Below are 9,393 nucleotides of genomic sequence, written 5' to 3'. Positions count from 1 at the left end.
TAATTTTGGGTCGAAAAGTTTGCAGCATAAACGGGTGCACAATAACAAGTCGAAACCATGATTTAAAAGATTATGGGCTTAGCAAGATTAAGAAGTGAAACTATAAGCGGGTTAAAAATTAATTCAATCCATTTACACACTCTACAGGATAGTGGGACCATTTCATATATTTCATTTTTCACAATAGTTTCATTGCCATTTCGAAACCATCGCGGTTCATCCAATTTTGTTCTGCGGCAGTATCGGCAATTTTTTCCAGGCGTTGCACAAACTCGTTTCTCAGTTTATTATTATTAATATGTTCGATAGCTTCTTTAAAGGATTTTAGCATGCTTTTGTAAAATGCTTCCGATTTAATAAATTTTTCGGAAGTATAAGTTTGTGCTATTTCAATTTGATAGAGCATAATATCGGCAATAAGCGAAGGTTCTACTTCCAATTTTTTAAAATGGCGTAAAGATTTTTGAGCAACCGAACGTCGCATTTTAGCTTTTCTACCATTTAAGGGAAAATATTCTTTAGAAATTTTGAATTTACATTCTTCTATTAGTTTGTTTTCTTGTGGGTTAAAAGCAAAGTCGTAAAACTCTTTAACTTCCTTAAATCGGGCGTATAAATCTACTATTTGTTCTTGAAGTTGCTTTTTAGTTAACTCTTGTAAATATATTTTTAAATCTTTTTTGCTCATAAATATTAAATTAAGGCTTAAAGTTAAAATACAATTTTGATATAGCTATTAATTCCATTCGAAGTAAATTTTAGCAGCTTACTCTGTTTCTTACTACTATGTTTTATACTTAGTTAATTTATACTAAATAAAGCGGAGTAATTCCTTGTACATAAGGAATTTGTTTAATTATAATTAACAAATTTACTTGTGCTGATTCTGTTCGTGTACAAAAAAATGGTGTTTATCACTTATTTTCACATTAACCTGTAAATTACATAAGAGTTGAGAGTATAGTTCCTTAGCTTTATTATTGTAAATAAAACATGATTATTTGAACGTTATGTTATTTAATTATTTACCGATTAATAACTCTCTCAGTAGCAGAATTATTTTCTGTTTATCATTTTGTATTGCAAATAACATTATACCTGATGTCGTGAAAATTTCAATTGCTTTAAAAAGATTTCTTCTCAAACTTTTTTTGCGATACAAATGCTTTGTTAGTTCTAATTTATCAGTTGTATTTTCCTACTATACTATTTCATTTTACAGAAAATACACCAACACACTCTTTAAAGATAAACGATTAATTAAGCTGGAATAAGAAGCTTAAAAATTTATGTAATTAATACGATAAAGAAGTGGAAGTAAAACCACTCAACCACAAGCTTCCATTAAAATTCTTTATCAAAATATTCACTTTTACCTAAAAAATTCAACGATGAAAAAACTTTTTTTATTTTTATTGGCTGTGGTATTTACCGCAGGAGCCTCAATGGCTCAAATTAATCAATCTATGGTCGATCAGCTTGGCAACGACAATATGGCCACAGTCGAGCAAGTAGGTTTTTGGAACATGAGTTATGTAGACCAATGGGGAACAGATAATTCTGCTGATATTACACAAAATGGTCTTATGAATAGGTCTTATCTTACTCAGTGGGGACATTTTAATACTGCTATGGTAAACCAAATTGGTAGTAACTATTCTACAATTTCTCAATTGGGAATTGGCAATACTGCCGATGTAACTCAGGATATGTCTAACAGTTCAAGCATTACTCAAATGTGGACAGATTATAACCACGCTACTGTTAATCAAATTGGTTACAATATGTCTGATATTTATCAATATTGGGGTATCGATAATATTGCTGATGTGTATCAGTGGGGACAGAACTATTCTTATATCAATCAATTTTATAGTGAGTGGGTTGAAGCTTATGTAGAGCAATACGGATATTTTAATATGTCAATGATTAACCAAATGAGCGTTTGGGATATTGCGAATGTTCTTCAAAATGGAGATTGGAATAGTGCTTATGTAGATCAAACAGATAACTTTTGGTCGGAAGCATTAATTAACCAATTTGGCTTTGTTAACTGGGCAAAAGTTGATCAAATGGGCGGAATGGTTGATTTTGGTGGTATTCTTCAGTTTGGTGAGTACAATCAGGCAAGAGTTCGTCAATATTTTGGTTACTCAAATTGGGCTGGAGTTATTCAGGATGGAAACTGGAATTTAGCTGACGTTTATCAATATGGCGGATCATTAAATAGTTCTATGGTAGAGCAAACAGGATCTGATAACTGGGCTTTTTCTACTCAAAAAGGTGGAGAAGGTAATAGAATTGATATTGAGCAGTATATGGATATGAATACAGCTACTGCAATTCAGTATGGAGGTAAAGAAAAAACTGCATATATTGGTCAGTTAGGTTTATGGAACATGGCTAAAACTTATCAGGAAAGAGGTAGATATAATTATGCAGGAATTGCTCAAACTGGAGTAGCAAATCAAGCTCAAATCGAACAAATCAGAGGCAGATATAATTGGGCAGGTTTGGTTCAGAATGGTAATTTTAATGATGCAAAATCATTACAGGTTCGAGGCATGAATAATGAAATTTATGCAGAACAAAATGGAGATAATAATGTTGCAGGCATGGTGCAGGAAAGAGGTAATGGTAATGTGGCAGCAATATATCAAATAGGAAATGAAAACTGGTCATATTCTGAGCAAATGCGTGGAATGGGAAATGAAATTGTTGTATTACAAAATGGTGAAGGCAATATGGCTGAAACCTATCAGTATGGTGGTGGTGCAACTACTGCATTAGTTGGTCAGTATGGTGAAGCTAACTACTCAGGTATAGAACAGATGGGAGTAACAAATTCTTTAGCAGATGTTTTCCAGGAAGGTAATTATAATGAATCTGTAGTGCTACAGTATTTTGGAGATAATAATACTGCTACTGTTACTCAATATGGAGAATTTAATTATTCAGGAGTACTTCAGAATGGTTCAAATAATACAGCAACTATTTATCAGGAAGGACTAGGAGAAAATAGTATGGTAATTCAGAATGGTAATGGCAATACTGCTACTGTAACTCAATCTGATGCAGCTATAAATCCTTGATTTTAGATCTAGTAAATAAGTTTAATTGAAAAATTTAAATTTCTGTAGTTTTCAAGGTTTTCGATATTTTTGTGGTTGTAAATGTCGAATTTGAATTTTGGTTTTAAAATTGTAAAAAGGAGCATTCCCAAGAATGCTCCTTTTTTAAAGAACCAATAGTTTATTCTTTGTCGAGATAAAACTACTGGTTCTTACACTTAACTGCCTATGTTTAGTGTTGACTTATTGTGTAAACTATTACTTGTTAAGAAATGAATGCATTGATGCTGCAGTTTTTCTTCCATTATGTAAGGCACGAACAACTAAGCTGGCTCCGGTAGTTGCATCGCCCGAGCAGAAAATTTTCGAATTGGAGGTTTGTCCATTTTCGTTTGTTTTAATGTTTCCTCTCCCGTCTAATTCAACCCCTAGCTCGTTTACTAATCCTTCGTGCACCGGATGCACAAAGCCCATGGCTAAGAGTACCAGTTCAGCTTCTACAGTTTCTTCTGTTCCTGGAATTTCATTCATCTGAAATTTACCGTTCTCATCTTTAGTCCATTCAATCTGACTAATTTTAAGACTACTTACTGCACCATTTTCTCCTTCAAATTCCTTTGAGCTAATCGACCATCGACGTTTACAACCCTCTAAATGAGAACTTGATGTTCGCAATGTATTAGGCCAATAGGGCCATGGATTGTTTTCAGCTCTCTCTTCAGGAGGTTTAGGTAATAGCTCAATTTGAAGAACAGAATTTGCTTTTTGTCGGATAGATGTTCCTACACAGTCGGAACCTGTGTCGCCACCTCCAATTACGACAACATTTTTTCCTTTGGCCGAAATTCTTTCATTTTTCGAAAATTCGTCTCCACGGATAACTTTGTTTTGTTGCTTCAGAAAATCCATAGCATAATGAACACCCGATAATTCTCTTCCTTTAATAGGCAGATCGCGGGGTTTCATAGCACCAATTGCTAAACAAATTGCATCGTATTGTTTTTCCAAATCAGCAATTGAAATCGTGTTACCAACATCCTGGTTGGTTTTAAATTCAATTCCTTCTTCTACAAACAAGTCCAAACGGCGATCGATTACATGTTTATCCAGTTTAAAATCTGGAATTCCATAGCGCAGTAGGCCACCAATGGCATCATCTTTTTCGTAAACAGTAACCGAGTGACCAGCTTTATTTAATAGGTCGGCAACAGATAATCCTGCAGGCCCAGAGCCTATGACTGCTACTTTTTTACCTGTTCTATTTTTAGGTATTTGTGCTTTTATATAGCCATATTCGAATGCTTTTTCGATAATAGAAGCTTCGTTTTCACGGATAGTGACCGGAGCATTATGCAAGGAAAGAACACATGATTTTTCGCATGGGGCAGGACATATTCTCCCTGTAAATTCAGGAAAGCTGTTTGTGGAGTGTAATATTTGACTTGCTTCCTCCCAATTTTCGCGATAAACGGCATCTTGCCATTCGGGAATTTTACTTCCTGTGGGACAAGCCCAATGACAAAAAGGAATACCACAATCCATGCATCTTGATGCCTGATCTATTCTATCTTCAAGATTTAGTGTTTGTTCTACTTCACCAAAATCTCCAATTCTATCTCGTACCGGACGATATCCGGCTTCTTTTCTTTTTATTTCTAAAAAACCTTTAGGATTTCCCATAATCTTTTCAGTTTGCAGTTATCAGTAGTCAGAATATGGCTGGTTATTAATTTGCAATATTCTGTCTACTGTTAATTGGTTTATTCGTGTATTGCTGTTCGAGATTGTGCTTGCTTAAGCTTGCGGCGAATCTTTTTCAGTTTTTTCTCTTCAAGTACTTTTTTGTATTCGTAAGGTATCACCTTTACAAAATGAGGAAGATATTCTTCCCAATGAGTAAGTACTTTAGAGGCTACACTACTCTGAGTTAATAACAGATGCTGGTGAATCATTCCTTGTAATTCATGTATGTCCTGAAGGTGTTCAACAGGTTCTAATGCTACCAAACTTTGGTTGCAGAAATAATCCAATTGTCCTTCCATGTTTAGCACATAAGCAATTCCACCACTCATACCTGCAGCAAAGTTTCTTCCTGTAGGTCCAAGAATAACTACACGCCCACCAGTCATATATTCACAACCATGGTCACCAACTCCTTCAACTACAGCTTTCGATCCCGAGTTTCTAACTCCAAAACGCTCTCCAGCCATTCCTCTTATATAGGCTTCACCGGAGGTAGCACCATAAAGGGCAGTGTTACCAATAATGATCTGTTTTTCAGGTTTAAATTTGCTTTTGTCTGGTGGATTAACAATGATTTTACCTCCCGATAATCCTTTTCCAAAATAATCATTCGAATCGCCTTCTAAACGGAACGTGATTCCTTTTTCCAGAAATGCACCAAAACTTTGTCCGGCCGATCCTCTAAATCTGCAATAGATAGTGTCAGGTTCTAATACATGTTTAGGTTTTAAAGCTGCTACTTTACCAGAAAGCATAGCTCCAGTAGTACGATCTGTATTGTTGATTTTTTTATCTATCCAAACTTTTTCTCCATCATGAAGTGCTTTTTCAGCTTGTTCAATTAAATCATGATCCAGTACTTTACCAATCGATTTAATTGTTGCATTTATTCCACACAATTCATGTCCATCTGTTTCTGGCAAGTGAAGAAGGTTTTGAATATCTATGGTTTTAGCTTTCCATGTTTTAATGTCTTTTCTTTTTACCAACAGGTCGGATCTTCCAACCAGGTCGTCGAACTTACTTATACCTAAATCAGCCATTATCTCACGGCATTCTTCTGCTAAGAATGTAAAGAAATTGATTACCCACTCCGAACGTCCTAAGAATTTAGCTCTTAATTCTTTGTTCTGAGTAGCAATACCTACAGGGCAGGTGTTTAGGTGACACTTACGCATCATTACACAACCCAATACTACTAGTGCACTGGTTGCGAATCCGAATTCTTCTGCTCCCAATAAAGCCATTGAAACAATATCTCTACCAGTTTTTAACTGACCATCAGTTTGGAGTTTGATTCTACCCCTTAAATCGTTTAATACAAGAGTTTGTTGAGCTTCAGCCAATCCTAGTTCTACTGGCAAGCCTGTGTTTTTTATCGAACTTAAAGGGCTTGCTCCCGTACCTCCTTCGGCACCACTAATAACAATTAAATCGGCATTAGCTTTTGCCACACCAGCAGCAACTGTTCCAACACCATTTTCTGCAACTAATTTGACACTTACGCAGGCTGTTGGGTTTACATTTTTCAAATCGTAAATCAATTGAGCTAAATCCTCAATAGAGTAAATGTCGTGATGTGGAGGAGGTGAGATTAAGGTAATTCCCGGAGTTGAATTTCTCAACTTGGCAATAATTTTATCTACCTTAAATCCAGGTAACTGTCCACCTTCTCCTGGTTTAGCACCCTGAGCTACTTTAATTTGCAACTCGTCGGCATTTACCAGATATTCAGCGTTTACACCAAATCGTCCGGAAGCAATTTGTTTAATAGAACTTCGTGCATTAGAATAAAAACGCTTTGCGTTTTCACCACCTTCTCCAGTGTTACTTCTTCCACCAATTTTATTCATTGCAATAGCCAAAGCCTCATGAGCCTCTTTCGAAATCGATCCGTAAGACATAGCTCCCGTACAGAATCTCTTCATGATCTTTTCAGCAGGTTCTACCTCGCTAATGTCTATAGGGTTATGCTTAAAATCAAAATAACCTCTTAAAAAATTAGGATTTCGGGTTTCCTTATTAACAATTGCCGAAAACTCTTTAAATTTTGAGTAATCATTTGTACGGGTCGACCATTGAAGTAATCCAATCGATTCAGGATTCCAACTGTGTGGCTCTCCATTTTTTCGGTAATGTAGAGTTCCGTTATTATTTAATAAATCAGTATTTTCAAATGGATCTTTTGGTGAAAAAGCTTTTTTGTGATGACACAAAATTTCTTCAGATATTTCCTTAAGTCCTACACCACCAATTCTCGAACAAGTGCCTGTAAAATACTTATTAATAACATCATTACTAATTCCTAAAGCCTCGTAAATTTGTGCACCCAGATAACTTCCAATGGTTGAAATACCCATTTTCGACATTACTTTAAGTAGACCTTTGTTTACTGCTTTAATATAGTTTTTACGAGCCGTTTTGTATTCCAGACTTAGTCTTCCATCTTTTACAAGTTTATCGATAACTGCATAACTCATATATGGATTAATAACACTAGCACCGTAGGCTATAAGTAATGCAAAATGATTTACCTCTCGAGCTTCGGCGGTCTCAACAACAAGACCAATTTGCATTCTTTTTCTTTTCTTTATTAAATGATGATGAACAGCAGCAACAGCAAGCAATACGGGGATTGGTGCCATTGTTTCACTCACATTTCTATCGGTAAGAATAATGTAGTTTTTTTTATCATCAACAGCTTTTTCTGCTAATTCGCATAACTTGTCAAGAGCTTGTTCCAATCCTTTTCCGTTTTCGGCAGCCTTAAAAAGGATATCGATACTGGCATGGCGGAATTCATCATGTCTAAGGTGCTTTATTTTACCCAGATCAGTATTTGTAATTAATGGACTTTTAAATCGAATTAATTTACAATGCTGAGGTGTTTCATCCAAAAGGTTTTTTTGAACTGCTCCAATATAATTAGTTAAATCCATAACCAGATTCTCACGAATGGAATCGATAGGAGGATTGGTAACCTGAGCAAACAATTGTCTAAAATAATTAAATAACAATTGTGGTTTTGGCGATAAAGCAGGAATTGGCGCATCATTACCCATCGAGCCAACAGGTTCCTGACCTCCGGTAGCCATGGGTAAAATAATTCTTTCAAAATCTTCTTTCGAGTAACCAAAAGTTTTTTGGCAAATCTCAAAATGACTTCCAATATCAGAAGGAACACGTTTTTCTACAGGAATTGCCTTTAAATCTAATCGATTTTCTTTTAACCAGTTTTGGTATGGATTTCGGTAGGTTAACTGCGATTTTACTTCCTGATCTGGAATAATAATTCCCAGTTGAGTATCAACCAAAAGTAATTTTCCAGGTTTAAGTCTTCCTTTTTCTTTAATTTCTTCGGCTTTAAACTGCTGAATACCTACTTCCGATCCCATTACAATCATATCATCCTGGGTGATAACATATCTGGAAGGACGTAATCCGTTACGATCCAATGTTCCTCCAATGTAACGTCCATCAGAAAATACTAATGAGGCAGGACCATCCCAGGGCTCCATAAAGGTAGAGTGATATTCATAAAAAGCTTTAAGACTATCAGGAATAGGATTTTTTTCGTTCCACGATTCAGGAACCATCATACTTAAGGCATGTGGCAGACTTCGTCCTGTTAAGAATAAAAATTCGAGAACATTATCGAAGGATGCAGAATCACTTTTGTTCGGCTCTACAACGGGAAATAATTTTTTAATATCATCACCATACATTTCTGATTTTAGTAATGATTCACGAGCTTGCATCCACAATCGGTTCCCTTTAATTGTATTAATTTCACCATTGTGAGCAACAATACGAAAAGGTTGTGCCAAATCCCACGATGGGAAGGTGTTGGTACTAAAACGAGAATGAACCATTGCAATTGCAGATTCCATTCTTGGATCTTGTAAATCGGCATAGTAAGGCCCCAGCTGATCGCTGGCAAACATTCCTTTATATACTATTATTTTAGATGAAAGGCTAGGGATGTAGAACATCTCTTTTTGCTTTAATTTTGTGGCACGCACATAATTTTCAGCTTGTTTTCTTGCTAAATATAAACGACGCTCTAAATCATCCTGTTCGTAGTTTCCTCCAACAAATATTTGCTTGATTACAGGTTCCGATTGTCTTGCAATTTCTCCAATCGCATTTGTGTCAGTTGGCACATCGCGTAATTGAAGAAATTCCAAACCTTCTTCTTCTAAAATCTGGATTAAAACTTCTATACAGAACTTTTCTTCTGTTTCGTCTTGAGGTAAAAATAGTAATCCGGTACCATATTTACCGGGTAAAGGAAGATTGAGTCCTAACTTTTTATAATAAGAGTAAGGTACCTGCATAAGAATACCAGCACCGTCACCACTTACGTTATCGGCTCCACGTGCTCCTCGATGTTCCATATTACACAGAACTTCAAGACCGCGCGTAATTATCTCGTACGATTTTTTTCCTTTAATATTGGCTACAAAGCCAATTCCACAATTGTCATGTTCATTCGTAGGGTCATACAGTCCCTGTCGGGTTGGTCTTAGGTTTCGCATAGGCATATTTTAAGTGCGAAGCCAGGCATTGATTTTTTCTT

At 35.8% G+C, this 9,393-nt stretch carries 4 protein-coding genes; 1 reads left to right on the top strand and 3 read right to left on the bottom strand.

What is annotated here, in order from left to right; all coding sequences use genetic code 11:
- Nucleotides 1-178 precede the first annotated feature (178 nt).
- The gene (locus ACT3CE_RS17010) at nucleotides 179-688 is read right to left on the bottom strand and encodes a DUF6155 family protein (RefSeq protein ID WP_444710975.1); all 510 of its coding nucleotides are present in this window, start codon (nucleotides 686-688) and stop codon (nucleotides 179-181) included.
- Between the two features lie 703 nt (nucleotides 689-1,391).
- On the opposite strand from ACT3CE_RS17010, the gene ACT3CE_RS17005 reads away from it, so the two are divergent.
- Complete coding sequence (locus ACT3CE_RS17005) at nucleotides 1,392-3,092, top strand: hypothetical protein (RefSeq protein ID WP_444710974.1); 1,701 nt, start codon at nucleotides 1,392-1,394, stop codon at nucleotides 3,090-3,092.
- Nucleotides 3,093-3,329: 237 nt separating this feature from the next.
- Here the strand turns inward: ACT3CE_RS17005 and ACT3CE_RS17000 are convergent, their stop codons facing one another.
- Entirely contained in the window at nucleotides 3,330-4,751 is a 1,422-nt protein-coding gene (locus tag ACT3CE_RS17000) for a glutamate synthase subunit beta (RefSeq protein WP_444710973.1), read from the bottom strand.
- An 80-nt stretch (nucleotides 4,752-4,831) separates the two neighbouring features.
- Nucleotides 4,832-9,352, bottom strand: a complete 4,521-nt coding sequence (gene gltB / locus ACT3CE_RS16995; RefSeq protein WP_444710972.1) for a glutamate synthase large subunit — start codon at nucleotides 9,350-9,352, stop codon at nucleotides 4,832-4,834.
- Nucleotides 9,353-9,393: the final 41 nt, after the last annotated feature.

Origin of the sequence: Marinifilum sp. RC60d5, from assembly GCF_052400665.1 — a bacterium.
Classification (GTDB): domain Bacteria; phylum Bacteroidota; class Bacteroidia; order Bacteroidales; family Marinifilaceae; genus JBQTGK01.
Note: the sequence above shows the minus strand (reverse complement) of the source record. Positions and strands in the feature narration are given on the sequence as shown.

What these genes read in the sequence shown, in the direction of transcription:
- ACT3CE_RS17010 (WP_444710975.1), bottom strand. Translation starts at nt 688, where the DNA reads ATGAGCAAAAAAGATTTAAAAATATATTTACAAGAGTTAACTAAAAAG.
- ACT3CE_RS17005 (WP_444710974.1), top strand. Translation starts at nt 1,392, where the DNA reads ATGAAAAAACTTTTTTTATTTTTATTGGCTGTGGTATTTACCGCAGGA.
- ACT3CE_RS17000 (WP_444710973.1), bottom strand. Translation starts at nt 4,751, where the DNA reads ATGGGAAATCCTAAAGGTTTTTTAGAAATAAAAAGAAAAGAAGCCGGA.
- gltB (WP_444710972.1), bottom strand. Translation starts at nt 9,352, where the DNA reads ATGCGAAACCTAAGACCAACCCGACAGGGACTGTATGACCCTACGAAT.